This window comes from Wenzhouxiangella sp. XN201, assembly GCF_011008905.1.
In the GTDB taxonomy this organism is placed as follows: Bacteria; Pseudomonadota; Gammaproteobacteria; order Xanthomonadales; family Wenzhouxiangellaceae; genus Wenzhouxiangella.
The window spans coordinates 1-25389 of sequence record NZ_JAAIVI010000019.1; the positions used below are offsets into that span (position 1 = coordinate 1).

20 protein-coding genes and 1 tRNA gene are annotated in these 25389 nt (G+C 63.8%); 13 read left to right on the forward strand and 8 right to left on the reverse strand.

The annotated features are described in order from the left end of the window. Positions 1 to 307: 307 nt before the first annotated feature. The 7 genes from G4Y73_RS08870 to G4Y73_RS08900 form a co-directional block, all read right to left on the reverse strand. The gene (locus tag G4Y73_RS08870) at positions 308 to 820 is read right to left on the reverse strand and encodes a fasciclin domain-containing protein (protein ID WP_164231286.1); all 513 of its coding nucleotides are present in this window, start codon (positions 818 to 820) and stop codon (positions 308 to 310) included. Between the two features lie 616 nt (positions 821 to 1436). After that, complete coding sequence (locus tag G4Y73_RS08875; protein WP_164231287.1) at positions 1437 to 3455, reverse strand: S9 family peptidase; 2019 nt, start codon at positions 3453 to 3455, stop codon at positions 1437 to 1439. Positions 3456 to 3571: 116 nt separating this feature from the next. Beyond that, positions 3572 to 4399 (reverse strand): M90 family metallopeptidase, encoded by an 828-nt coding sequence (locus G4Y73_RS08880; protein WP_164231288.1) that lies wholly within the window; start codon positions 4397 to 4399, stop codon positions 3572 to 3574. Positions 4400 to 4432: 33 nt separating this feature from the next. Continuing rightward, positions 4433 to 5497 carry a polysaccharide deacetylase family protein gene (locus tag G4Y73_RS08885; RefSeq protein ID WP_164231289.1) on the reverse strand — a complete coding sequence of 355 codons (1065 nt, stop codon included), beginning with the start codon at positions 5495 to 5497 and terminating at the stop codon, positions 4433 to 4435. A 3-nt stretch (positions 5498 to 5500) separates the two neighbouring features. Then, the gene (locus G4Y73_RS08890; protein ID WP_164231290.1) at positions 5501 to 6331 is read right to left on the reverse strand and encodes a glucosaminidase domain-containing protein; all 831 of its coding nucleotides are present in this window, start codon (positions 6329 to 6331) and stop codon (positions 5501 to 5503) included. 55 nt (positions 6332 to 6386) lie between these two features. Further along, positions 6387 to 7421, reverse strand: coding sequence for a DUF2235 domain-containing protein (locus G4Y73_RS08895; protein ID WP_164231291.1), 1035 nt, complete (start codon positions 7419 to 7421; stop codon positions 6387 to 6389). A 202-nt stretch (positions 7422 to 7623) separates the two neighbouring features. Continuing rightward, positions 7624 to 7842 (reverse strand): EF-hand domain-containing protein, encoded by a 219-nt coding sequence (locus G4Y73_RS08900; RefSeq protein ID WP_164231388.1) that lies wholly within the window; start codon positions 7840 to 7842, stop codon positions 7624 to 7626. Between the two features lie 123 nt (positions 7843 to 7965). On the opposite strand from G4Y73_RS08900, the gene G4Y73_RS08905 reads away from it, so the two are divergent. The 7 genes from G4Y73_RS08905 (at position 7966) to G4Y73_RS08935 (ending at position 14895) form a co-directional block, all read left to right on the forward strand. Then, positions 7966 to 8562: a sigma-70 family RNA polymerase sigma factor gene (locus tag G4Y73_RS08905; protein WP_205596577.1), complete on the forward strand. Its 597-nt coding sequence runs from the start codon at positions 7966 to 7968 to the stop codon at positions 8560 to 8562. 224 nt (positions 8563 to 8786) lie between these two features. Beyond that, the gene (locus G4Y73_RS08910) at positions 8787 to 9158 is read left to right on the forward strand and encodes a DUF6768 family protein (protein ID WP_164231292.1); all 372 of its coding nucleotides are present in this window, start codon (positions 8787 to 8789) and stop codon (positions 9156 to 9158) included. Positions 9159 to 9206: 48 nt separating this feature from the next. After that, a tRNA-Arg gene (locus G4Y73_RS08915) sits at positions 9207 to 9283 on the forward strand. 110 nt (positions 9284 to 9393) lie between these two features. Continuing rightward, positions 9394 to 9975 (forward strand): ECF-type sigma factor, encoded by a 582-nt coding sequence (locus G4Y73_RS08920; protein ID WP_164231293.1) that lies wholly within the window; start codon positions 9394 to 9396, stop codon positions 9973 to 9975. Next, the gene (locus G4Y73_RS08925; RefSeq protein ID WP_164231294.1) at positions 9972 to 12512 is read left to right on the forward strand and encodes a serine/threonine-protein kinase; all 2541 of its coding nucleotides are present in this window, start codon (positions 9972 to 9974) and stop codon (positions 12510 to 12512) included. Before G4Y73_RS08920 ends, G4Y73_RS08925 begins: the two co-directional genes overlap by 4 nt. A gap of 184 nt (positions 12513 to 12696) precedes the next feature. Further along, the gene (gene tssD, locus G4Y73_RS08930) at positions 12697 to 13254 is read left to right on the forward strand and encodes a type VI secretion system tube protein TssD (RefSeq protein WP_164231295.1); all 558 of its coding nucleotides are present in this window, start codon (positions 12697 to 12699) and stop codon (positions 13252 to 13254) included. Positions 13255 to 13305: 51 nt separating this feature from the next. Beyond that, on the forward strand, positions 13306 to 14895 hold the full coding sequence (locus G4Y73_RS08935) for a hypothetical protein (RefSeq protein ID WP_164231296.1): 1590 nt from the start codon (positions 13306 to 13308) through the stop codon (positions 14893 to 14895). Between the two features lie 17 nt (positions 14896 to 14912). Here the strand turns inward: G4Y73_RS08935 and G4Y73_RS08940 are convergent, their stop codons facing one another. Then, on the reverse strand, positions 14913 to 16313 hold the full coding sequence (locus tag G4Y73_RS08940) for a hypothetical protein (protein ID WP_164231297.1): 1401 nt from the start codon (positions 16311 to 16313) through the stop codon (positions 14913 to 14915). A gap of 421 nt (positions 16314 to 16734) precedes the next feature. Between G4Y73_RS08940 and G4Y73_RS08945 the strand changes: the two genes are divergently transcribed. From G4Y73_RS08945 to G4Y73_RS08970, 6 genes are all read left to right on the forward strand, one after another. Continuing rightward, positions 16735 to 17841 (forward strand): hypothetical protein, encoded by a 1107-nt coding sequence (locus tag G4Y73_RS08945; protein WP_164231298.1) that lies wholly within the window; start codon positions 16735 to 16737, stop codon positions 17839 to 17841. A 78-nt stretch (positions 17842 to 17919) separates the two neighbouring features. Continuing rightward, a complete protein-coding gene (locus G4Y73_RS08950) occupies positions 17920 to 18825 on the forward strand; it encodes a serine/threonine-protein kinase (protein WP_164231299.1) in 906 nt (301 codons plus the stop codon). Then, on the forward strand, positions 18822 to 21029 hold the full coding sequence (locus G4Y73_RS08955) for a hypothetical protein (protein WP_164231300.1): 2208 nt from the start codon (positions 18822 to 18824) through the stop codon (positions 21027 to 21029). The genes G4Y73_RS08950 and G4Y73_RS08955 overlap by 4 nt, the downstream gene beginning before the upstream one ends. Positions 21030 to 21116: 87 nt before the next feature. After that, entirely contained in the window at positions 21117 to 21563 is a 447-nt protein-coding gene (locus G4Y73_RS08960) for a hypothetical protein (RefSeq protein ID WP_164231301.1), read from the forward strand. A gap of 20 nt (positions 21564 to 21583) precedes the next feature. Further along, the gene (locus G4Y73_RS08965) at positions 21584 to 23620 is read left to right on the forward strand and encodes a toll/interleukin-1 receptor domain-containing protein (protein ID WP_164231302.1); all 2037 of its coding nucleotides are present in this window, start codon (positions 21584 to 21586) and stop codon (positions 23618 to 23620) included. Continuing rightward, positions 23620 to 25311 carry a hypothetical protein gene (locus G4Y73_RS08970; RefSeq protein WP_164231303.1) on the forward strand — a complete coding sequence of 564 codons (1692 nt, stop codon included), beginning with the start codon at positions 23620 to 23622 and terminating at the stop codon, positions 25309 to 25311. Before G4Y73_RS08965 ends, G4Y73_RS08970 begins: the two co-directional genes overlap by 1 nt. Positions 25312 to 25389: the final 78 nt, after the last annotated feature.

Sequence of the window (25389 nt, forward strand, 5' to 3'; positions counted from 1 at the left end):
CTAAGAGCGTTTTTGGTGACTTTTGTCGCGACTGACAAAAGTTACTCGCCATCAGCCTGCGAAGCAGGCGGGCGAAATCGCCTTTGACTTGTCGAAGCCGGCCAACCTAGCGGTAGCAATCACACAACCCAGCGGCAGCGAAATTCACAAACCACCCGCCATCAGCCTGCGTAGCAGGCGGGCGCAATCGCCTTCGACTTGTCGAGGCCCGCCAACCTGGCGGAAACCACATCCCAACTAAAGTCAGTCAAAAAAAAAGCGCCCGCCGAAGCGGGCGCCAGTATTGGCTGGTCAGAACAATCAAACCTTACGGCATGATCACCGCATCAATCACGTGAATGACACCATTGGAAGCCTTGATATCGGTCTTGATGACCTTGGCGCCGTCGATCATGACGGTTTCCCCGTCGACGCTGATATCAACGCTCGAGCCCTGCACGGTTTCGGCTGAGGAAAGGCCGACGACGTCCTTGGCCATGACTTTGCCGGCGACCACGTGATAGGTCAGCACGCTGGTCAGGGCGTCGGTGTCCTGGATCAGGGCATTGAGGTCGGCTTCGGGAATCTTGGCGAAGGCCTCGTCGGTCGGGGCGAACACGGTGAATGGCCCTTCGCCGGACAGGGTCTCGACCAGGCCGGCGGCCTCGATTGCCGTGACCAGGGTATTGAACTGACCGGCCGACTGGGCCGTCTCGACGATGTTCTTCTTGTCACCATAGCCCTTGTCCTTGTCACCGCCGTGATGGTCGGCGACGACGGCCGTGGTGGCGGCCAGGAACAATCCGGCCGTTACGAACTTAAGTGCGTTTTGAATATTCATGCTTAATCTCCGTTGGTTGGGGCTCGCCGTTGTGGCGATGGGCGCATCATGCGCGAGCCCCATCAACGTTTGATCAAGCAAACATGAAGGTGTTGTGGAGGTGGTGTGAGGAAAGTAACAACGTGACTTCTGGAGGTGCCGCCAGGTTGGCTTGCGAATACGCCTGGCGCAGCCCGCGTCTGGCACTACGACTCCGAATGACGTCCCAACCTCCAGTTTCTGTCCCACCCTTAACCGAAGCCGACCCCGATCGAGGTCGTGCTGTCTGGGTGCGGACTACGCCAGGGCTTTATCGAAAACACCATGTTTCACGACCGAGCCATCGCGAAGGCAGAAGCGGTATCTCCGTTAAGCCCTGGAGCCTTCTGGTCCTGCGGCACAACCGCGTCTTCTAAGAGCGTTTTTGGTGACTTTTGTCGCGACTGACAAAAGTTACTCGCCATCAGCCTGCGAAGCAGGCGGGCGAAACAGAAGTTGACTTGTCGAGGCCACCACGGCGACAAGTGGCGTCAGCCAATCCAGCGCTTGCGAAGCAAGCCGGGCGAAACCGCCTTTGACTTGTCGAAGCCGCCACTGCGCCCAGTGGCAACAACCACCCCCGTGGCGTCAGCCCCCGTCACCCCTCGTCATACTTCTCAAACCAAGCCAAAATATGCGCCACCTTACTCATCAACTGCGTTGGCCGATTACTCAGGCTGTGCGAGCTGTCGGGAATGCGCACCAGGGCGGCCGGCACGCCCCTGAGCTTGAGCGCCTGGTAGTACTGCTCGGATTCGGGCATGGGCGTGCGGTGGTCGGCTTCCCCGGTGAGCAGCATGGTCGGGGTGTCGACCTCGCCCACGCGAGAAATCGGAGAGCGTGCCAGGTAATGGTCGGGGTCTTCCCAGGGCATGGCCGGGAACCAGTACTTGGAGAAGAACGCCGAGGCGTCGGCATACAGCGCGAAGCTGTACCAGTTGATCACCGGCTTGGCGACGACCGCGGCACGGAAGCGGTCGGTCATGCTGATCGCCCAGGCCGTGAGCACGCCACCGCCGCTGCCGCCGGTGATGAAGAGCCGATCGGCATCGACATACTCGCGCGAGGCCACGGCATCGACCGCGCTCATCAGGTCATCGTGGTCCTGGGAAGGATAGTTGTGGTGAATCAACTGGGCGAATTCCTCGCCGTAACTGGTCGAGCCGCGCGGGTTGACGTAGAGCACCAGGTAGCCGGCCGATGCATAGAGCTGCATCTCCGAGGCGAAGCGCGGACCGTAGTCGGAGAACGGTCCGCCGTGAATTTCCAGAATCAGGGGATAGGACTTCGCGGGATCGAAGTCGGCCGGCTTGACCAGCCAGGCCTGGATACGCTGGTCGTCAAAGCTCGACTCCACCCAGAGTTCCTCGGCATCGGCAATATCGCGTCCGGCAAACAGCACGCCGTTGATGTCGGTCAGGCGCAGGTTTTCGCCGTTGCGACCGACAGCGAGGTCGGCCGGGTGCGTCACGTCGGTGACCGGGTAGGCATAACGACCGTTCTCGCTGACCGAGAACGTGCCGGATCCATACGGCCGGCTGTTCGAAACCCCGCCCACATCGGCGGCGAGCTGACGCATGTCGCCGTTGATCTCGACATGCCCCAGCCGGGTCACGCCCTCGCTGGTGTAGCGAAAATAGATGCCGCGCGATCGCCGGTCCCAGACAGGCTGGGCGATCGGCCGGTCCAGATCGGACAACAGTTGCCGGTACTCACCTGATTCGAGATCGAACAGGTACAGGCGCGACATGTGGTAACTCATGCGCCGGTCGTCGAATCCCGTGAACGCGATATAGCGACCGTTGGGAGAGACCGTCGGCGAACCGTGGCTGACCTCGCCGTCGGTCAAGCGTTCGATTTCGCCTGAATCGATGTCGAGGCGATGAAGGTGGGAGCGTACCGGCTCGTTCTCGGCGTCATCGTCCAGGTTGGCTGAAAAGATCAGCGACTCGCCGTCCGGCGTCCAGGCCGGATTGCTGCCGTGGTCATGCATGCCGTCCGTCAGCCGTCGCGGCGCCCCGCCGTCGGCAGCAATCACGAACAGGTGTCGGTCGCCGGGCTTGAGATAGCCGGCGCCGTCCTGGCGGTAATGCAGCCGGTCGATGACTTTGGCCGGCTCGGCCCAGTCGGCACCCTCGGGCTTACGCGGCAACTTGGCCATCGGTTCCTGGGGTGTCTCGACCAGCATGCTGAAGGCCAGGTAGCGGCCGTCCGGCGACCAGGCGATGCCCGAAGGCGCGGCCGGCAACTGCGAAAGCTGGGTCGAACGGCCCGACGCCAGCCACAACACCCGCAGTTGCGCCCCGTTCTCATCGGCACGCACGAAGGCGACGCGCCCACCGTCGGGCGAGATCTGCGGTGACAGGTCGCGCTGCATGCCGGAGGTAAGTGGACGGTGCCCCTGGCCGTCGGCATCGATGCGCCACAGATTCGAACGCCAGCGATCGGCCTGGCGGTCGGCGAAATTGCGCACGTAGACCACTTCCTCGCCATCGGGTGCAATCTGCGGATCAGACACCCATTCCATGGCGAACAGGTCATCGAGCGTGAAGGGTTCGGCCAGGGCCTGAAGCGGCAGCAGGCCGGCGAGAAGCAGGGCAAAGACGAAGCGTTTCATCAGCAATCCTTTTTGAGAATGGTCCCGCGAACCTGCTCATCATACGATGAGACCCGGTGCGAGATACGATGAGACCCGGTGCGAGGTCCCGGCTCGGGGGCCGGGACGACAGGAATTCATCGATCGCGAATCGCCTCGTGCCAGGCAATCGGATCGACCCGGAAACACTGCTGCATTTCCTCGTACAGCGCCGGATGCTCGCGTTTGAGCTGCTCGGGTTTTTCGTAGAAGGTCTCGACCAGTACCGCAAAAAACTCTTCCGGCGCGGTGGCGCCGTAATTGTCGAGCAGGCATTGCGTTCCGGCACTGGCCTGGCGTTGGAGCTGTTCGAACTCGCGCCGCATCACGCGTGCCCAGCTGAGATATTGCGAGCGCTGGTGGAGAATCGGCGCACCGTCGACCGCGCCGTCGGCCCCGTCGAGCTTGTGGGCGAACTCGTGCAGGATCACGTTGTGGCCATCGGCAATGTCACGGCTGCCCGCCAGGGCCGAATCCCAGGACAGCACCATCGGCCCCCGATGCCAGGACTCGCCCAGCCGCGCCGAGTGGCCGACCGACTGCACCAGGCCGTCATAGCTGGTGTGCTCTGACACGAAAGTGCTGGGGTAGAGATAGATCGTCGAGAAGTTGGAATACTGGTCGTGCGGCCGATTGAGCAGCAGGATGCAGGCGTTGCCGGCGATGGTCACGCGCATCTCGTCGGTCACCTCCAGGCCCTGGAAACCCTCGAAGGTCTTGTCGTGGAGGAACAGCTGGATATGCCCGTGAAGTTCCTGCTTGAGGTCGTCGGGCAGGCCGCGGTAGAGCGGCACATTGCGCTCAAGAATCTTCTGCCAATCGGGCGGCAAGGGCGTTTCGGCGATGCGCCTTCGACGACGACGGCGCCAGACCCCCCACAGCCACCAGACGAGCGGCGCGGCAACAACGACAAGCAGAATTTCCATCAGTGCCTCATCGCTGTGGGCAAGAAGCGCTGATCAGTCACGCACTGCATCCTGTACCCACTGGAAGGAATACCAGAAATAGTCGCCGCTGCCGTCGGTGGCCGGCGCGGTGCAGTTGATCTTGTTACGGCCGGTGGAGCCGGCGCCGCCGATCTCGATCTGGAGCACATGCGGCGGGCCTGCTTCCAGGTCGATTTCCAGCTGCTGGCCGCCACCGGAGAAACAGCCGATCTGGCCGTGCCGATAGTCGCCTTCGGCCAGTTCGAGCCGCAGCGACTCGACCGGGCTGCGCACACCGTCCCCGGGCGGGGCGGGTTCGGATTCGGTCACCGGCAGTGGGCGCGCGTTGACCGCCAGGGCGAATCGTTCCATGCCGTCAAAACCGCTGGCCATGGGGAAGCGCGGCACCGACAAGCGGTCGGTTCGCGGCCCTACGGCCCCGGATCGCTGGGCGAGCCCGAACTCATTGTGTTCGTCCACGATCTCGGCCAGTGCCTGCGAGTCCTCGCCGTAGGGATAGGCGAACAGCGTCGGTGTCTTGCCGGTTTCCTCGGTAATGCGTTCGCGTGCCGTTGAGATATCGGCACGCACGCGCTCGCGCCAGTCCGACCGGGATTCACGTCCCTCGCGCGCAATCAGGTGGGCATGAGTGGCCGAGTGATTCTCGATCGCCGCACCGGCCGCGGCCAGTTCGCGCAACTGATCCCAATTCATGTACGGCTGGTGGCCGGCATCGACCGCATCGGTATTGACGAATACGGTAAACGGCCAGCCGCGCGCCTTCAGCCGCGGCCAGGCTTCGGCATGCACCGACTCATAAGCGTCGTCGAAGGTGATTGCGACAACATTCTCCGGCACGGACTCGTCGCCGTCGATGCTTGCCCTGAGCAGACGCGCCAGCGGCCAGACTTCGAAACCCTGTTCGTCGAGCCATTGAAGGTGCGCTTCGAAACGCGCCGGCGTCACACTGGTCACCGCCGGTGTGTCCGCGCTGACGTGATGGTAGAGCAGCACGACGCCGTGATCACGACCCTGATCGTTGGCGCAGGCCGTTTGGGCCAGTGCCAGCAAAGCCGTGAGAAACAGTCGCGGGAACATCGCTCAGCCCTCGCTCTCGCCGTCATGAGACTGGGTGTTGGGCACAACGTCTTCGATCAGCAATCGATTGGTCCGAATGACCTGCTTGATCTCCTCGACGTAGGCCTGGCGCCGCTCGGAGTAGCGAATCAGGCCGTCAGCCAGGGCCAGGGCGTGCGGCATCCGGCCCTGCCGGCGCAGTTCGGCGCGGATGGCGCGCAGCGGCTGGTAGGACGGGTGCGTGTTGAGGTTGTTGATGTAGCGACGAACCGACTCGCGCACCGACTCGAATGCGGCAACTTCGTGCGCAGCACCGGTCGTACGCTGTGCCGGCACGAGGCCGCAGCCGGGTGTGTAACACCACTGACCGAACAGGTTGTTGCCCTCGCGGGCGAAGCGCGAGCGACCCCAGCCCGACTCGGTGGCAGCCTGTACCAGAGCCAGCGGCACCGGCACGATGTCGACTCGATTGACCAGGCGCTCGAAGGTATCCGTACGCGACTCGCCGGGCCATTCCAGTTCGTGGCGTTCGGCCAGGCGCGCGATCCAGCGGCGATCGCGGACCGGCAGCCGTTCGTCATCCCGAACCTTCGGGGCCAGCTCGAGCAGGCGCTCGCGTCGAAGCCGCACGCGCTCGTTCTCCTCGATCACGATCGGCGCAAGAAATTCGAAGAAGGCCGATTTGCGTGAATCGACCGTATCGATGGTCGAGAAATCGGGCAGGGCTTCGGGTTCGCTGCGCTGCAGGGCGAGCACGGCCAGGGCCAGCACGATGACCGCGGCCAGTGCGGTGTCGAGCCGAATGCCGAAGGCGTTGGGCGCGGATCGCTCCGCTCGGGTGTCGGTGTCGCTCATTGGGCCTCAGTCGGGAAGTCGATCTACAGTGTGCCACCACTGGGAACACGGCTGTTCACTCAGGTTCCCGGTGAAGACGCCAGGCGACCAGCCCGGGTGGCCGGTAGTCCGGATCCTCCTCGAGCCGCGTAATGGCCGATCCATCCACGATCTCGCCGCTGTGCGCATCGGCGTCCTCGGCAATCGGCCGGTGCCAGGGCGGAATCAGCCGGAACAGGCCGCGGCGGCTGCGGGCGGGGCCCTGGAAGACATCGGGTGCCGTGGCGACCTGGTCGATGGCCAGGCCGCACCGGCGGGCCTGCCGGACCATCCAGTCGAAGGTCAGGTCGGAAAGCCCTTCGTGGCGACTGCCGCCGCCGACATCGGCATGCGCGCCGACGAACCAGCGCTGTTCCATGGTCTGGTGGCGGGCGTCGGGATGACGCCGCCAGCGCGTGGCCTTGAAGTGCCGGCGCTGCTCGTCGATGGCCAGGGCGTGATAGGCGCAGCGTACGGTCGGCCCGAGCCGGGTATCGTGGAACTGCACACGGCGGCTCAGCGGGCTGCTGTGCAGCATCAGGGGGTTGCCCAGTGCACCGACGGTATCCCACACGCCGATGAACCGGATGGGCGTACGGTCCGCCCAGGCGAAGCGCTGGCGAAAGCGGACGGCCTCGGCGGCATCGGGACGCTTGAGCGGCGAGCGTGACTTGTAAAGGTCGAAGGCCGCGTCGACACGGTCAGCGAACTCTCCCCGGAGCACGCCGGCGTTGTGGACCATGCCGGCCAGGCTGCGTACCGTGAAGGCGCCGCGACTGTAACCGAAGAGGTAGAGCTCATCGCCGGGCGCGTAGTGTTGGGCGACGAAGCGATAGGCGTCCTTGAGGTTGTCCGACAGGCCCCAGCCGGTGGCCCCGGCAAACCAGCGATACAGCCAGTTGCCTTCGCTGCCAACCCCGGGACCGTAGTAGACGCGCTGCTCGACCGCGGGTGAATCCGCCTGGGCCACCGCTTCAGCAAGACGCGGAATATGGGTCGGCGCGCGCTCACCGTCACGCTGCCGATCAGCCGAACTCCAGGTGCCGTCGCAGCAGATGACAATGCGTTTCATTGGCCACTCCCCACCGTCCCCTGACAACATCAACAATTGCTGTCAGCTAGGAAACTTGGCTAGGACCTTCGAAGGGCGTGCCGAGAGCGCGACTGACGGTGGCCGCCGGAGCGCAGAAACCGCAGAGTACTTAGATGTACATGAGGATTTCGAGTACCGCCGGACGCCGTCAGGGGCGCTCTCGGTGCGTCATTCGAAGGTCCTACAACGCATACTGGATGATCATCTCCAACGCCTCGTCCCGCGAAATCGCACCGTCGTGATCCGCGTCGAATTCGTCGAAGATCTTCGAACTCACGCCCACACCGTGTTCGCCGGTCAGGCAACGCACCAGCTCGACGAATTCACCGCGCGAGAGCACACCATCACCGTTGGTGTCGACTTCCCTGAACATCGCGTCGACCAGTTCTTCACGTTTCATGTCTGCATCGCTCCATGCTCGATTTCCGTCAGCCCAAGCAAAAGATAACACCGAATGATTGAACCGTTTATGGCAATGGGCGCACTGTTAGGGCAAGAACGAAGAAACCATGCGGGAACGACTTTGCGAACCGAAAAGGAAAAAGCACTCGACGCCTACCTGGCCGCCGCCGCACGCACCGGCGACCGCGATGCGCTCGGCAAGCTGGCCGGCCGCTGGCACCGCAAGCTGCTGGCCCATGCCCACCGCGTGAGCGGCGAAGCCGAACTGGCCGCCGAAGTCACGCAGGAGGCCTGGACCGAGATCATTCGCGGCATCGGCGGGCTCGACGACGCGGCCGCCTTTCCCGCCTGGGCATTCCGCATCGTCACCCGGCGTTGCGCCCGCGCCATTGGCGGTCGTCAGAAGCGCCGCGCCGGCAGTGCGGCGCTGGCCCGCGAAGACCGCCCGGAAGGCGACAACCAGGCTGGCCACGAAACCCGCGCCGAGCTCGACATCGTACGCCGGGCCATGGCCGAACTGCCGGCCGAACAACGCGCAGCGCTGGGCCTGTTCTACCAGGAAGGTCTGCGCATCGCCGAAATCGCCGTGGCACTCGAAATCGCCCCCGGCACCGTCAAGACCCGACTCATGCACGCGCGCAACTGGTGGCCCTTCAACTGGATAATTACGGATTCAGTTGGTCTGTCAGCGTTCAGGGCAAGACGCGGCTTGCAGTGAATGGCCTTAGCCCTTTACAAGAGCCGCAACGCCGCCATGGACGCTGACAGGCCAACCCATAGGGCGTTCCTGTGGCGCTCCGCAGCGGCGTTCCCGTGCTTGCCAAGGGCTACGGCCATTGACTGCGCACGGCGTCTTGCTGCGGAGCGCCACAGGAACGCTGAACCCGCAATTATCCAGTTGAAGGGCCACGAACTGCGTGCCCGACTGCAAGGAGAAACAACATGAGCAACATCGACGACCTGATCAATGAATCTCTCTCGAAAGAGGACGAGGCCCTGCTGGAGCACTACAGCACCGAACCCGGTTACTTCAAGCAGGCCATGGCGCTGTTCCGGGGGCAACTGGGCTGGGTGATGTGGTTCGTGGGCATCGTTCAGCTGGTTTTCTTCCTGGGCGCGATCTATGCCCTGGTGCAGGCTTTCACCGGCGACGAACTGATGTCCGTACTGCGCTGGGGCATCGTGACCGTGATCCTGGTGCAGCTGTCGACCTTCCTGCGAGGCTTCATGGGCGCTCACTTCGAGGCCAACCGCGTGCTGCGCGAGGTCAAGCGCCTGGAACTCAGGCTGGTGCGGATGGAACGGCCCGAATGATCCCCGCCATGGCAATCGCGCCGGCCGTTCGATAGCATGAGCATTGACGCGCCCGTAGCTCAATTGGATAGAGCACCAGGCTTCGAACCTGGCGGTTGGGGGTTCGAGTCCCTCCGGGCGTGCCATAATGATTTGCGAGAGACGTGACCTCGGGCAGTTACCGCGGCTCTGCAATCCACCGCGACCGGTGTTCGTCCCTCCTGGATCGTGAGGGAATGTGCAGGGTTGAGCGGTCATGTCCGAAACCACCTCCGACGAAAGGCCCGATCTTTCCGAACTGCTTCAGGCAGTCGAGCGCGGCGAGCCTGACGCGCTTGCCCACCTCACCTCCGCGATGTATCCCGAACTCAAGCGGCTGGCGCATTTCCAGTTGGCCCAGGAGAGCCCCGGGCATACCCTGAACACCACGGCAATCGTCCACGAAGCTTACTTGCGGATGGCTTCCGGCGACGGCAAATGGAAGAACAGGAAGCACTTTCTGCGGGCGGCATCCACTGTCATGCGCCACCTGCTGGTCGATCACGCGCGAAAAAAGAAGGCGGACAAGCGTGGCGCCGGACAGGCCGCGCTGCCCCTGCAGGAAGAGCGTATTGCGACCGAAGCCAACACCCTGGCGGTGTTGTCGCTTGATCACGCTTTGAGGGATATCGCCGAGATCGATCCACGCCTCGAAAGCATCATCGAGTGCCGCTGCTTTGCGGGCCTGAACGTGCACGAAACTGCCGAGGCGCTCGACATGTCGGTGCGCACGGTAGAGCGGGACTGGCAACGCGCCAAGGGTTACCTGTTGAACATGATGGAACAGGATGAGCGTTGAACAAGGCGACAGACAGGGTCGTCGACGAGATCTTCAGCGAGGCGCTCGCAATGCCCCGCCGGGAACGCGACCGGTTCGTCAGGGGCCGCTGTAAGGGAGACCCCGAGCTCGAACGACGCGTACTGGAACTGCTTGCTGCATCCGATACGCCGGACGACGAACTCTCCGGCCCGTTCGCCACGGCGCGGGAAGCCCTTTGGCGGGAAGTCATCACCGAGGATGGGATCGCTGGCGAGGACCTGTCCGGGCAACGGGTCAATGAGTGGCGACTGGTCCAGCGCCTGGCGCGCGGCGGGCTGGCAACCGTCTACCTGGCCCACCGGGAGGACGGCGCCTTCGACCAGAAGGCCGCCTTCAAGGTACTGCGTCGCGGCCTCGATACCGATGACGTGGTGGCCCGGTTCCGGGCCGAGCGGCAGATCCTGTCCAATCTCGAACATCCCTCGATCGCCCGGATTCTCGACGGTGGTGCGCTCGCCGACGGCCGGCCCTACCTGGTGCTGGAATACGTCGATGGCGTACCGATCACGCATTATTGTGAATACAACGGCATCGACATCCGCACGCGGATCAGGCTACTGATGCAGGTGCTCGATGCGCTCGACCATGCGCACAGACATCTGGTCGTCCACCGTGACATCAAGCCCTCGAACATCCTGGTCACCGCCGACGGCCACGTGTCACTGCTCGACTTCGGCATTTCCAAGCTGATCGACCCGGATGCATTGCCCGATGCCACTACTCTGACACGCACCGGCGTTGCGCTGCTCACGCCCGGATACGGCAGTCCGGAGCAGTTCGCAGGCGAGCAGGTCACGACAGCCTCGGATATTTACCAGGTGGGCCTGGTGGCCTACGAACTGATCACCGGCAAGCGGCCGTTCGACCGACCCCGCCGGGCCGACGATGCCGGTCCCGTCCCGCCCAGCAAGGCGATGATCGAGCGCAAGCAGCAGCGCGAAGTAGCCGGCGATCTCGACGCCATCATCTGCAAGGCCTTGCATGGTGAGCCGGCACGGCGTTACGGCTCTGCGCTGGACATGCGTGATGATTTGCGCCGCTTCCTGGAACACCGGCCGGTCGTCGCGCGGCCGGACACGCTGGGCTATCGATTCATCAAGCTGGCAAGACGCCGTCCCTGGCTGGTGCCGGTGATGCTGATCGGCTTCCTGGCTGTAGTCGGCTACCTCACCACGATCACGCTCTACAACCGGCAACTGGAATTCGAAAAGCAGCGCGCGCAGGCTGCAGAAACTTTCATGGTCGACCTGTTGCGCAGCCCCGATCCGTTCGCACCGGCCGATCCCGAACTCGGCAGTTCGATCACGGTTATCGAGGCCCTCGATCTCGGGGTGGCGCGCTTACGGTCCCGGGATTTCGACGACCCCCGGTTGCGCGGATCACTGCTGGGTTCGATCGCCAGCGTCTATGCGAGCCTGGACCAGCATCAACGGGCCATTGAACTGGGCGAGGAAGCGCTGGCGATCGAGCGACAGATCCATGGCGACATTTCGCGCGAGGTACTCGATATCCTGGCAATTCTCGCGACCCATTACCTGATCGTGGGTGAGCATGAAGTTGCGTTGCGCTATCGGGAGGAAGAACTGGCGACCGCCCGGAGCCTCTACCCGGAGTCGCATCCGCAGGTTGGTGCATCCCAGGCTCGGATGGCCGCGCTGCGTTCAGCCCTTGGCGACTACAGTGAAGCAGAGCATCTGTACGAACTTGGGGTCGAAAAGTTGCGACAAGCACCCGCAGAGAACTCCCGGCCACTGATCAATGCCCTCGTGGCGCTTTCAGGATTGCGCATTCAGACCGCCCCGGCTGAGGCGGAGGCGCTGCTGGAGGAGGCCAGAACACTGGCAAGCGAGTTTTTTGGGGACCAGAGCCTGTCGATGGCCCTGATTCATGCACAGGCAGGCACGAACGCGTCGACTCGGCAGGAGTTCGAAAGCTCGGAGACTTCCTTCCGAGCCGCACTGGAAATCTACGAGGCCCGGCTCGGACACAAGCACGGTGCGACACTGACTGCTCTCAACAACCTTGGCGTGCTGCTTATCAGAAAAGGGGACCTGGAAGGCGCCGAACAGGTGTTTGCCGAACTACTGGGGCTGTCTGAGCAAAAATACGGCCGCGATCACCGCACTATCGCCGGCCAATACCAGAACCTGGGGACCGTAATCGGACGTCAGGGCCGCTTTAACGAAGCCATTCCCCTGCACAGGCAAGCCTACGAGATCTTCAGCACAACGCTCCCCGGCCATTTCACGACGGCCTACCCGCTGATTTCCATCGCTTATGCCCACCTTCAAACCGGCAACCCGTCCGCGGCCGAGCAAGCAGCCCGGGAGGCACTCGAACTGCTTGAGACATCGGGTTCGCAAACGTATGCCATCGGTGTGAGCAAATGCCTTGTTGCACTGGCCTTGGAAGATCAGGGTGCCGGTGCCGAGGGCGCCGTCCTGCTGGCCGAGGCCCAAGCCGAGCTGGCCGGACTGACGGTGGCCCCAAACTACCGCAGCGCCTGCCGCCTCTGATCGACGCCGCCATCAAAACTTCTCGCTGACTGGCGGTTTTATCGCCGAACTGCGCTCTGAGTTATCAAGCGCCCAGTAAATCGGGATCGCACTGGTACGACACGGCCGGCTGCAGCGATGCACAACCGACCGATTCCAGTCCCGATGACGGCCTCTTCCAATCTTCAACCCAGAGGAGCAGCCTGTGAACCCTCGTGCCCAATTCAGATCCATCACCGCCGTTACCCTGGGGCTTTGCGCGTGGGCCGCCGTACTGATGCCCACACCTGCCGACGCCGCGCTGGATGCCTACGCTGTCATCATCGGAGAAACCCAGGGTGAGTTTAAGACCGATTCCGCCATCCCTCCCCATGAGGGCAAGATTGTGATCAAGGCCTTCGGCAGCAGCGTCAGTGCCGACTACGACCCCGCGACAGGCCTGCCGGGCACCGATCAGCAGCACCGGCCGATCAGGCTGTTGAAAGATGTCGATAAAGCGAGTCCGCTATTGCTAACTGCATTCAAGAACAGCGAGAAACTGCTCAGCGTGACACTGCAGTTTTTCCGGCCAACTCAAGCAGGGGGAGAAGAAAACCACGTCACGATCGTTCTCGAAAACGCCTACATCGTGGGCATCCTTCCCGGCCATTCGTCCCAGGCCGAAGATGTCAATACGCCCTTTCGCGAGACCATCAGCCTGACTTACGAGTCCATGACCGTTATCTGGGAATCGGGCGGAATCACCGGTCAGATCAACTGGTAACTGGTGCCGGGATTCCGAGCTTTCCGAGCGGCCATTCATTCGATGAGACGCATGACCTGCAATTCAACCGCGGCGGCCATGAGAGTCGCCACCGAACGCTTGAGCTCCCCTGATAACGGCGGTGCATTCAAGGCGAAGCTGCTGGGATTGATCTGCCTGGCAATGGTTTCCACACCGCTACTGGCGGTGAACTGCACCCCGGATTCGATCACCCTGTCCTCGCAGTCGGAGGTGGACGGCTTCCAGGCCAACCATGGGCCCTGCGACACCATTGTCGGCGTGCTGACCGTATCCGGCGGGGACATCACTGACCTGGCTCCCCTGTCCGCGATCACCACGGGAATAATCAACAGCAAGATTCTGATCCAGAACAACCCCTCGCTAATCAACCTCGACGGCCTTTCCGGGCTGGCTAGCGTCTATTGGATCGAGATCAACAGTAACCAGGCCCTGACCAGCATCAGCGGTTTATCCAACCTCGGGTCCGTGAGTGGCCCATTGATCCTCCATGGCAATACATCGCTCACCAATGTCACCGGCCTTGAAGGCGTAACCAATCTGACCGGGGGCGCCCTCTTCCTGATGGGAAATGACAACCTGAGTGATCTGTCCGGATTATCAAACTTGACCAATATCACCGCATCGCTAGCGATAAGAAATAATGGATCCCTCGCGACCCTGGACGATTTAACCGCGTTGGAATCCGTCGGTTCCTCTATAGGCATAGACCATAACGATATGCTGACCAGCATCGCCGGCCTCTCCGGTGTGAGCGGTTTCAGCGGGTGGCTGGAAATCACGGGAAACCCGGTCCTCGGTAGCCTGGAGGGAGTGTCGGGGATCACGTCCCTGGAAGGCCTGCGAATCCGGTCCAATCCATTGATTACCAATGTGGACAATCTATCAGGCGTGACCACGATCGGTAATGCGTATTCTGCAGTAGAGATCTACAACAATGCATCATTGGAGAATCTCGATGGTCTCGCGGCCTTGGTCAGCCTGGACGCAGATCTCTGGGTCACCGACAACCCGCAACTGGACCAATGCTCTGGCCTTGAGACCCTGCTGGATGAGGTGGACGATGCGCAGCCGGGCCCGGGCCCCGGTGCCGCCGGCATCCCCGATATCAATGGCGATGTCATCCTGAGCGGCAACCTGAGCGGATGCAATGCGGTCGAGGAGATTGTTGATACAAGCCTGTTGCCTCCCAACGATGCGAATTTCATTGCCGGGGAGTCGGAGTTCCTGCTCAAAGGTTTCGGGGTGACTCGTGGCTGCCTGGAATCCATGATCCGCTTACCGGGCCCCATGACCTCCCAGTCACGGAACTTGCTCCATGCATGTGCCATGCAGGATTATGCTGAAGACGAGACGCTGGTGTACCGCCCTGCCGACCAGTCATGCAGAACCCTGCGCGCTCGCAACGTTGAAGCCGTTTCCTACGAGTTCCCGGTCCATGTGCCGCATAGTCCCGACATTGGCTCACTCGAGGCGGTTTCCGATGCAATGTTCCTGGAGGATGATGCCGCTTTCCTGGTCCTTAACCTGCGCACGCAGGAACTGACCCGCGCGAGTTCGCTCGACTGCCCGCCCCCGCGGCTTGAGCCTCCCGAAGTGATCTTTGTCGACAGCTTTGAATAGAGTCGCTCGGCGGACGCCTAGAACTCGAATCGATCCCTGAACAGGAAGTCGTTGCCGAACTCGTAAGGACCGAGATCGACGATGCCTTCGACAATTCGGTCATAGCCGTCGAGATCCAGGTCGTATCCAACTATTAATGCATTGTCGCCGGCGTTGACGACCGGAGAAAACTCGGCGGGATGATAGTCACCATCCTGGGTCGGCGCACTGGCCGGGCTGGCCGAGAAAGTGAATTGGGGATTATTGGCGGCACTGGTGCCGTCGAGATTGCCGCTGCCGCCCAGATCGGCGGCACTGAATCCCTGGATCAGGCTGGATTCCACGTCATCCGTGCCGAGTATCCGTATGGCGGATGAAGCGTTTCCCGTCCCCGTTTGATCCTGGTTGTTCCAGACGATCGAGTTGTGAATCGCTCCGATGTAGACGGCACTGATGCCGCCCCCGTTGCCGGCTTGGGCGCGATTACCGGCAACGGTCACATTGATCAGGTTAAGCGGCGAAGTGGAGGACTGGACAAAGATGCCGCCGCCCGCATTCCCGGCAAGATTGCCGCTGACCAGCGCATTGACCAGGGTGATGTCGCTGCCGCCGTTGCTGAAAATGCCGCCGCCTGCTCCGCCACTGCCATCGGCTGATTCAGCGAGGTTCCCACGGAAGACCGAGTTCACGATCTCGGTCGTGCTTCGAAGCGTATGCATGCCGCCTCCCAGGTTTCTTGCCAGGTTCCCGCTGAAACTGACGCGATCAAGCGTTGCGATCCCGACCCCATCGGCGATATTGAGGCCCCCACCCACATTGGCAGAATTGTCGACGAAAGCGGAATCGGTGATCCCCACGCTGCAGAACTGACCGTGAATACCACCACCGTTGCCGGTTCCCGCTGCATTCTCGATGAAGCTCGACTGATCGATGATCAACATGCACCCCGTCTGGACAGCGTAGATCCCGGCGCCCGAGCTGCCAGCCTCATTGCGGTACAGGGTCACGCGTAAAAGCGAAAGCTCGACCGCGCCAGTTATATAGATGCCGGCACCGGACCCGGCCACGCCATGACGAATCGTCAGATCGGCCATCGAGACCTGTGAACTCCCGGAGATCGTCACCACCCGGCTCGGATTGACTGCCTCGGAAGGCTGAGCGTGGGCTTGCACGATGGTGCCCTCCTCGCTCTCTCCAACCAGGGTCAGCGACTGACCAATGGTCAGCAGCTCCGTATACACCGCATCGGCAATCTGGATGGTATCGAAAGCAGCCGCGGCATCGATGGCCCTGGAAATGGTCAGGCACGGGGAAGCCTGCGAACTGCAGTCGTTGGCGCCGCCCTGATCGTCGCCGGCGATGCCATCGACGTACCGGGTCAGACCGCCCCGCGGCACGTCTTGCCGGGTCTCAGCCCCGGCATCCGTGGCCACTGCCATGGAACAGCAGAATGCAGCTGAACAAACCAGCGAAACAGCGAATGATGAACCCGCCAGGGATGGGACGATACGAAATGCCATGGACAACCTCCCGACAAACAGTCCCCTTGCTTCCTTCTCGCGCTTTCCGTTTCCGCCAGCCATTTCGCAGGGTGGAAGTGCGCAAATACACCTCCCGATCTCGGGGGGCTCAAGAGTCTTAAGCGCAACTCAAACGTGAATCCGCCAAACTCGATGCAGCATCGTTCCGGCCAACGCGCACACCCTCCGGCCAGGCTTCCCGGTGGTTACCTTTGGCCGGCGCTGGCATAATGCCGGTAATCGAGGGATGCACAGAGGGACTCATGGACCGTGATGATCTTCACGTGATGTCGCGGCCTGAAAGCGCGGCCTGCCGGGGTCGATGCCCGGAGCGACGGCGTTGAACTCGCCTCAGCCGTTTCTGGCGCGGGATGCGGTCACCGACCTGCTCCGCCTGGGCAGCCTGGTCGCCATGGCCATCGGACTGTTCGCCATCGTCATCGCCGGCACGGCGATCTACCTGAATCTTTCGGAACAACTGGCGCTGGAGCGCTCCGATCGCGCAGCCTCGCAGCAGGCCGACCGCATTGCCGACCGACTTTCCGAAATCCAGACCAGCCTGCGCGACGCCAGCGTGGTCGATGCCGCCCGCAGCGGCTCGGGCGACGGCCTTCGGGCTGCCCTTCGAGAGCGCGGCGTCGTCAACCTGCTCCAGGTCCGCCTGCTGCCGGCGGATGTCGATGAGCTGGCCGCGGGCACCGACATCGCCCGCGACCGTGCCGCCAGGGACATGGTTATCGAGGCGATCGAAAATGACCGCGCCGACATTCGCGTCCTCCAGCCGGGCACGCCGGCCGAGAGTCTGGTTTTTGCCCAGCGCATGCCCGGCGACAGCGGTGTGCTGCTGCTTCGCCTGACTGTCGGCGTCGTCGGCAACCTGCTGCACCGCGACGAGCTGCTGGATTTCGTCGCCCTGGCCCAGCAGGGCAATCCGGGCTCGACAGTGCTGGACGCCCGCGGCGGCGGCGCCGCAACAACGCACAGCATCCCCATTGAAGGAAGCAGCCTGGTCCTGCAATGGGGCCGGGCGGGACTGGGCGCACCCGTGAACAATCGCGACGCTTTCATTGTCGGCTGCGCCGGGGTCATCGTGATGATGATTGGCCTGCTGCTGCGCCGCCGCACGCGCCTGGCCCAACATCTCGGCTACACCGAAACTGTGGCGACCGGCCGGGCCAAGCCATCCGAACCGCCGGGTGCAAGATCCACCAGACCAGGGGCGCCAGGGGCCGCCCCCCGCGATCACTCGGCAATTGCCACCGATCCCGGCAGGACAAAAGATCGCGCCATTCTGGACGCGGCGAACGATGAATCGGAACCGCAGACCATCGTGGCCCCCGCGCCCGAGCTACCCGAGTGGCTGCTCGACGATTTCGACGACAGTCCAGATGAACCGGCGGCCGACAACAATGAACGGTCTTCAAACCAGCGGCGAAACAAGGCCTGAGCGCAGGGAAAGTGTGATTTATTTCACATACCCCCTGGGGTAATATGCAGTCGACATACGCGCTGCGGGGCGGGTTCCTTGGGCGATATCAATGACCACGACTACACCAGCGTCATCGGTCGAAGCTTCGGCAACTTCGTGGTCGTGCGTGAACTCGGGCGCGGTGCGATGGGGGCGGTGTTCATCGGCTATCAGAAAACGCTCAAGCGCCAGGTTGCGATCAAGCTGCTGCCCAAGGCGATTGCCAGCAGCAAGGCCGCCCGCCAGCAATTCCGCGACGAGGCCGAGACCATCGCGGTGCTCAGCCACCCCCGCATCATCACGATTTTCGAAAGCGGCGAGGACGAGGACTACTTCTACCAGGTGATGCAACTGGTCGAAGGCCAGGATCTCGCCCGTATCATTTCCAGGCTGCGGCGACATCCCGTACCCACGCGGCGCGTCCTGCCGCTGCACCACAGCATCCGGCTGGTGGGCGAGGTGCTCGAGGGGCTGGAGTTCGCACACGAGGAAGGCGTGGTGCACCAGGATCTCAAACCGGCCAACATCCTGGTCGACAACCGCACCGGCGGCGCCCTGATCGCCGATTTCGGCATTGCCAAGACGCGTCGTATCGAGTTCTACGCCCGGGGCATGGTGGTCGGCACGGCGCAGTACCTATCGCCCGAGCAGGCTGCCGCCGATGACACCGACCGGCGCACCGATATCTATGCCGTTGGCGTCATCCTGTTCGAGCTGCTCGCCGGCACGCTGCCCATCCGCAACGAATCGGGCAAGGAGATGATCGCTCGCAAGATCGGGCAGCCCCACACCTTCTTCCTCAAGCCGCCCTCGGCCTGCTCGCCGTGGATCGACGAAGGCCTCGAGGACATCATCGACAAGGCTACCGCCATCGACCCGGCCAGGCGCTTTGTCAGCGCACGCGCATTCGCCCAGGCGATCAACCGCTGGCGCCAGTCACAGCGGCAAAAGGCCGCAACGTGAGCCCGCCCGGCGCGCACAATCTCGATGCCCGCTCGGCCGAGCTGATCGCCCGCCAGATCAACTCCGCCTTCATGAACGCCTGCGGCTTCGGCATGGACCACCCGACCACCGAGCGCGCCCTGGAAATCTTCTACACCACGCTCGCCGATGCGCTCGAGCACGACCCCTCGCTGTCGCTGATCCTCGACCGCGGCGCCCTCTTTATCGAGAAGCACCCGGTCGGTGCGCGCTTCAACCCCCGGCGCCTGATCGATTCGTTCAACGAGATGGGCCTGGAATCGGTCACGTTCAGGCCGGGCTTCAACACCACCGATGCCTGGGCACTGATCTCGGTGCTCTCGAAGCTGCTCGACTACCCGTCGCTGGAGGCCGCCGAAGCCGACCTGGGCAAACTCCAGTCCGGCGCCATCCAGTTCAATCACATCGTTTATCGCAAGGTCACTTCCGACCAGAAGGTGGTCAGCAGTTCCGACCCCGGCGCGGACCCGGGCGACAAGATCTACGACAGCAAGCGGCACACGCCCGCCTCGAGAGCCAGCGGGCGCGTGCTCGACCAGCTCGATTCGTTCTTCTCCCTGAGCGGACTGGCCGGCGACCCGGACGCGGCCGCCGAGCAGTTCACCGCGTCGGCCGGCGAGGGCGAGCAGAACCGCGCCCGGCTGGTCGAACATCTCAAGAAACTGGTGCGCGAAGTCGAGACGGGCAGCGGCGAGGTCGAGAGCCTGTCGCCGGATGAACTGTTCACCGCCATGAACACGCTGCGCCAGCGACTGCACAAGTCCATGTCGGCGCGGCAGGACGCCGAGCGCATCATGGCCGAGGGTGGGGAGGTGGTCAGCGAGATCGACGAACTGACCTATTCGACCCTGGTCAGCCTGGTGCGCGAGGAATACCGCGGCGGCAACTTCTCGGTCAAGCGCATGGCCCAGATCATCAACCGCATGCTGCCCGATGCCGGCGACCTCAAGCGATTGCTGCCCAGGCTGCGCAAGGGCCTGATGGAAGAGGGCATGAAGCTCGACCAGTACACCGAACTGGTCCACGAGCTATCGAACGAGCTGCGCGGCGAACACCTGGTGCGCGCGCTCGAGAGCGGGGCGGAAAGCGTCGGCATGGATGTCGACGAGATCGTCCGGCAGATCCAGGAAGACCCCACCGAGGCCGCGCGGCTGGTAGCGCTGGCCAGCGAACTGCGCCAGGGCGGTGTCGACGACGACCAGCAGCTGTCGGCCGCCTTTACCGACTACATCGAGCGCGTCACCGAGAAACTGGCGCTCGACCGCTTCTCCAACGCCGACTCGGCCGACCCCGCCACCCTGAGCGAGCAGATCGCACGTGTTCAGAAAGAACTGATCGAGCGCATGAACCAGAGCGGCCTCACCTCCGAGGTCTCGAAACAGCTCGAGCAGGAACTCGAGCAACGCATGCCCCAAACGCGCGAGCACAGCACGGTGGCCCTGTTCGAACGCATGCTCAAGGGCAGCAAACAGATCAACGACGCGCTCGTGCTCGACTGGCTGGAACGCCAGATCGAAACCCGGCCCGAGCTGGAAGAGATGGCCAATGCCATCAGCGAACGACTCAAGAAACACGGCTACACGCCGCTGCAGGCCGCCCGGCTGATCGACCAGCTCGCCGAGCGCCTCGACCGCGAAGCCGAACCGATGCGCATGCCGCCGACGGTCCTGAGCGTGCGCAATACCGCGCTGTTCCTCAAGCACCAGGTCAAGAGCGCCCAGCGCTACAACAACCCCTTTTCGGCCATCAAGGTGATGGTCGAAAGGCTCAACCCCACCGAAGGCGGCAGCCCGCGCCGGCCGGGCAGAAGCGACATGCACGAAATCCTGCCCGAACTCTACTCCCGCATCGTCCGCCTGGCCCGCGACCTCGACCTGGTCGGCTCGCTCGAGAAATCACAACGCGCCGTCCCCCTCATCGTCCTGCCCATGACCGAAGCAGAGGGCGCCAACATCTTCCGCCAGCGCCTGATCGACGTGCTGGCCGAGTTCCCCTTCCGCCTCGACGGCGACGAGTACACGCTCACCTGCACCGTCACCGCCCTGGGCTTCGATCCCGAGACCGACGAGGACGCCAACGCCTTCGTCCAGCGGCTCAACCAGGTCCACCAGGAAAACCGGGCCGAATCGGCGAAAGCAGCCTCGCAGGGCGGTGTGAAGTCGGGCAACGACGGCACAACACCGTGATTCCCTCCCGGCCGGGTCGATGCTATATTCGATCTCGAAATGTGATATAGATCACAAAAAAAGGGGACACTCAATGAGGTACTCACCATGTCCGCCACCGAGATCTACGCACACCTGAAGAAGGATCAACCGAACAACTACCAGCCCACGCACCCGGACGGCTACTACTACATGTTCACCGGCGGCTACGGCTACGTGAACGGTCAGATCACAGCCGAACCGGTGGGCGACGACGACGGGCCGGCCGGAGAAATCGCGCTGTCGGAAGAAAGCAGTTCGTGGAAGATCAAGCTCAAGGACGACACCGGCGAGAAGTTCAAGATCGTGCAGTGGAACCTGGGCGAAGCGGGCATTCCCGGCGCGACATTCGATCCCCCGCCCGACCAGGACTTCGACGGCACTGACAAGCTCACGATCACGGCTTCCAATATTCCAACCGGCCACCACAACAGCTACGACGGATACACCATCACCGTGGAGAACAAGGACGGCACGCGCGTCAAGCTCGACCCCCGCCTCTACGATATCCGCTAGACGACGGCAGAGCCGGTCTCTTGAAGTACTGGGCCTACTTAAGCTACGCGCACGCTGACGAGCAGCAGGCGCGCCGGGTGCATCGGCGGATCGAGTCATTCCGCGTGCCCCGTTCGCTGCGCGGCCAGGAGATTGCCGGGCAGGTGGTCGGAGCCAGGCTCCGGCCCCTGTTTCGCGACCGCGACGACCTGGCCAGCTCGGGCGACCTTCGCGACAGCCTGGAGGCCGCACTGCGCGAGTCCGGCGCGCTGATCGTGCTGTGCAGCCCGGCGGCCGCCACCTCGAAGTGGGTCAACCAGGAAATCCGTACCTTTGTCGCCGTCCACGGCACCGCTCGGGTCTTTCCGCTGATCGTCGCCGGCGAGCCCAACAGCGGTGGCGAGGATGAGTGCTTTCCCCCGGCACTGCGTGGACAAGGCCTCGACGGCCTCGAACCCATTGCCGGCGACCTGCGAGCGCATGCCGACGGCCCGCGCGACGGCGTACTCAAGATCGTCGCCGGCCTGCTGGGCGTGGGCTTCGACGCCATCAAGCGCCGTGACGCACGGCGGCGCCAACGCACCGCGGTCGGCTTCGCGGTCGCCGCTTCGCTGGTCGCGGTCGTCACCAGCCTGACGGCCCTGTATGCCATCGAACAACGCGACATCGCACAGGTCCGGCGCGGCCAGGCCGAAGACCTGATCGGCTTCATGCTGGGCGACCTGCGCACGCGATTGCAGGAGGTCGGCCGCCTCGACGTGCTCGACGCCGTCGGCGAGAAGGCCGAAACCTACTTTGCCTCGTTGCCGGCAGGGGAGATCAATGACCATGCGCTGGAGAAACAGGCCCTGGCGCTGCGCCAGATCGGCGAGGTGCGCCTGCAGCAGGGCCAGCACGCAGCCGCCCAGCGCGCCTTTTCCGCTTCGCTGGCGCAGTTCGAGGTCCTGGCCGCGCGCAACCCGCAAGACGCCGAAGTGCTGTTCGAGCGCTCGCAGGCGGAATTCTGGCTCGGCGCCAGCCACTACCAGGCCCTCGAACTGGACCGCGCCCGTCCGCTGTTCGAGCGCTACGCACAGAGCGCCGCCGAGCTCGTCGCCCTCGATGCCGACAACCCGGACTATCGCCTGGAAGAAGCCTACGCCATGTCCAACCTGGGTTCGCTGGCTGTTGACCAGGGCGACCTGGACGCCGCCGATGCCGCTTTCACCGGCGCCGGCGTTATCTTTGCCGAGCTAGCCAGCGACAGCCCGGACGACCCCAACCTGAAGTTCGAAGTGGCCGCCAACGATTCCTGGCTGGCCGCGGTGCGCGAAGCCGGCTTCGACTGGGAAGGCGCGGCCCGATTCCGGCGCGCCGCCGCTGATGCCCACGCCGCAGTCACCCGGGCCACCGACCATCCCTTCCACCGCCGCATCGAAGCGGAGGCCTGGACCAAGCGCGCTCGCGCCGAATTCGCCCTGGGCCGGGTGGACGCCGCGCTCGAGGCGCAATCGCATGCCATCGCCCTGTACGACACCCTGGCTTCGGGCGACCCCGACAACCTGGAATGGCGCGTGCACTGGCTCAGTGCGCGCACCCGCCTGAACCGGCTCGCCCGCTTCGCCACCGCGACCGAGCACGCAACGGCCGAAAGCCACAGCGCTTTCGACGAGTTGCTGGCGATTGCCGCCGACGACAGTGACAATTCCATGTGGGCGGGGGAGGTGGCTTCGGCCGGCCTCGACCTGGCCCTCGTGCGCTTGCTGGACGACGACCCGGTCGGCGCCGACGACTATCTGACCCGAATCACCCCGCTGGTGATGGCCAACCTGTCCGCAGCCCCCGACGACCACATCACCGCGCGCCAGTTCTACGAGCTGGCCGTCCTGCAACAACTCGCCGGCGGCAAGATCGCAGTACCGGCCCGCACCCGCCTGGCCGAACGGCCGGATCAGCTGCGGGCCAACCGCCACCTGGCCGCTCTGCTTGCGCGGCTCGATGGTGACGCCGAAGCCGCCGAGCAGCTGGATGAAATCGTTCGGCAGGCCGGATTCCAGTCGCCCGACTATCGGGCGCTCGACGCGCTGGCCCGGCGCTGATGTCAGGCGGCCTGCCCCGCGTCCCGCTTTCGCTGGGCGTGACCGGCCACCGCGACCTGGTCGAGGCGGAAATCCCCGCCATCGAGGCCCGGCTTCGCGAACTCTTCGACCTGCTCGAGATCCGCTACCCCGACACACCCCTGCGACTGATCACGCCGCTGGCCGAAGGCGGCGACCGGGTCGCTGCGCAAGTTGCGCGCGAGCGCGACATCGATCTGGTCGTGCCCCTGCCGCTGCCGGTCGATGACTACGAGCAGGACTTTGCCGATGCCGATTCCCGGCAGAGCTTCCATGAGCTGCTGGCCGGTTCGACGGTGGTCGACGTGCACGCCGCGCGCGTGCACGACCAGGGCGACCGCGACCAGGCTTATGCACAGGCCGGCATCTACTGCGTCGATCACTGCCAGATCCTGATCGCGGTGTGGGACGGCAAGCCGGCCGAGGAGGGCGGCGGCACGGCCGACGTCGTCGAATACCACCAGTTCGGCGACATGGCCCGGCTGGGCCTCGACCCCTCCGAACGCCGCGGCCTGGCCAAGGACGATACCGACCTGGTCTACCACATCGTCTGCTCGCGCAACCGCGACGACGGCGCGCCGGCCGAGAACCTGCGGCCCGGCAGCGCGCGCTGGCTGATCGCCGACCCCGACCGCAAGACGGTCGACGACATCCCGCCCAACCTCAACCGGATGATCGAGCGCACCGGCGAGTTCAATCGCGACGTCGCAAAAGTGACCGACCCGGTATCACCGGCCGCCGTCCTGCCCGGCTGGCAGGACAAACTCGCCGGCCACCGCGACCTGGCGCGCACGGCCGGCTACTTCGCCCTGGCCGACCACCTGGCCACGCGCAATGCATGGCGCTACCGCATCGCCCTTCGCGTGCTCTACGTATTGGCCGCGCTGATGGGCATTGCCTTCATCGCCTATGCCGACCTCAACCGCCCGGAAATGATCGCTGCCTACCTGGTCCTGTTCTTCGTCGGCTTCGTGCTCTACCGCGTGGTGTCGCGACTGCAGTGGCACCGCAAGTTCCTCGACTATCGCGCCCTGGCCGAGGGGCTGCGCGTGCAGTTCTACTGGCGTCAGGCCGGCGTGTCGGGCCAGATACGCAACGACTTCGCCTACGACAACTTCCTGCAGAAGCAGGACATCGAGATCGGCTGGATCCGCAACGTCATGCGCTTTGCCGGCGCGCCTGAAGACTTCCAGGCCCGCAGGGCAGGCGACGTCGACGACGTCATCGAACACTGGATCGGCCGGCCCGGGGGCAGCGGCCAGCTCGGCTACTTCGAGGCCCGCTGCCGCAGCCACCGCCGCCACGTCGCCCAGACCGACCGCCTGGTGGCCATCACCCTGTGGGCCGGCATCGTCATCACCGTCGCCCTGGCCCTGTTCCAGCATCGCCTGACCGACGTTGCACTCACCGGCATGGTCGCCGCCATGGGCATGCTGCCCCTGCTCGCAGCCGTCCGCGAGGCCTATGCCCACAAGGTCGCCGAAAAGGAGCTGCTCAAGCAGTACAGCTTCATGCTCGACATCTACCGCATGGCCCGCTTCCGCCTGTCGCGCTGCACCACGGCCAACCAGAAACGCGACCTGCTGCGCGCCCTGGGCGAAGCCGCCCTGGACGAACACGCCGAGTGGATTCTGGTGCACCGGGAACGGCCGCTGGAGCCGGGGAAGCTGTAAGGCACGCCAATACTGACATTTTGCCCGTACGGGATAACTGGGATCCTGGGAGCGTGGCTAAGGCATATTTTTACCGAA

What these genes read in the sequence shown, in the direction of transcription:
- G4Y73_RS08875 (WP_164231287.1), bottom strand. Translation starts at nt 3,455, where the DNA reads ATGAAACGCTTCGTCTTTGCCCTGCTTCTCGCCGGCCTGCTGCCGCTT.
- G4Y73_RS08960 (WP_164231301.1), top strand. Translation starts at nt 21,117, where the DNA reads ATGTCCGCCACCGAGATCTACGCACACCTGAAGAAGGATCAACCGAAC.
- G4Y73_RS08885 (WP_164231289.1), bottom strand. Translation starts at nt 5,497, where the DNA reads ATGTTCCCGCGACTGTTTCTCACGGCTTTGCTGGCACTGGCCCAAACG.
- G4Y73_RS08920 (WP_164231293.1), top strand. Translation starts at nt 9,394, where the DNA reads ATGTCCGAAACCACCTCCGACGAAAGGCCCGATCTTTCCGAACTGCTT.
- G4Y73_RS08970 (WP_164231303.1), top strand. Translation starts at nt 23,620, where the DNA reads ATGTCAGGCGGCCTGCCCCGCGTCCCGCTTTCGCTGGGCGTGACCGGC.
- G4Y73_RS08900 (WP_164231388.1), bottom strand. Translation starts at nt 7,842, where the DNA reads ATGAAACGTGAAGAACTGGTCGACGCGATGTTCAGGGAAGTCGACACC.
- G4Y73_RS08870 (WP_164231286.1), bottom strand. Translation starts at nt 820, where the DNA reads ATGAATATTCAAAACGCACTTAAGTTCGTAACGGCCGGATTGTTCCTG.
- G4Y73_RS08880 (WP_164231288.1), bottom strand. Translation starts at nt 4,399, where the DNA reads ATGGAAATTCTGCTTGTCGTTGTTGCCGCGCCGCTCGTCTGGTGGCTG.
- G4Y73_RS08940 (WP_164231297.1), bottom strand. Translation starts at nt 16,313, where the DNA reads ATGGCAGTGGCCACGGATGCCGGGGCTGAGACCCGGCAAGACGTGCCG.
- G4Y73_RS08890 (WP_164231290.1), bottom strand. Translation starts at nt 6,331, where the DNA reads ATGAGCGACACCGACACCCGAGCGGAGCGATCCGCGCCCAACGCCTTC.
- G4Y73_RS08895 (WP_164231291.1), bottom strand. Translation starts at nt 7,421, where the DNA reads ATGAAACGCATTGTCATCTGCTGCGACGGCACCTGGAGTTCGGCTGAT.
- G4Y73_RS08935 (WP_164231296.1), top strand. Translation starts at nt 13,306, where the DNA reads ATGACCTGCAATTCAACCGCGGCGGCCATGAGAGTCGCCACCGAACGC.
- G4Y73_RS08910 (WP_164231292.1), top strand. Translation starts at nt 8,787, where the DNA reads ATGAGCAACATCGACGACCTGATCAATGAATCTCTCTCGAAAGAGGAC.